Below are 278 nucleotides of genomic sequence, written 5' to 3'. Positions count from 1 at the left end.
CTGGTCAGGTGCAACACATGCAGACGCGTGCCATGACGTTTGGCCAATTCCACGGCGAACGATGACGAGCGATAACAGGCCTCGGCATCGCGGATCAGCGGATGAGCCACGGCGGGAATATGCTCGCCGAAGCGTTCGCGCAGGCGCTGCTCGTTGGCCAGGATGCTGGGCGTGTGTTCGCAGTGAGCGAGCAGGATGGTCGGCACCTCGGCAAACAGGCGCTCCAGAATGCGTGGATCGTCCACCAGCATATTGCCGGTGGAGGCACCCATGAACAC

General features: G+C 62.2%; 1 pseudogene. It reads right to left on the bottom strand.

The window, feature by feature from the left end:
• Positions 1-278, bottom strand: a pseudogene (locus AAEZ05_RS28440) (dihydroorotase); the annotation flags it as partial.

Source organism: Pseudomonas sp. HY13-MNA-CIBAN-0226 (genome assembly GCF_040310305.1).
Lineage (GTDB): Bacteria > Pseudomonadota > Gammaproteobacteria > Pseudomonadales > Pseudomonadaceae > Aquipseudomonas > Aquipseudomonas gregormendelii.
This window is presented reverse-complemented; position numbering and strand designations above follow the sequence as displayed.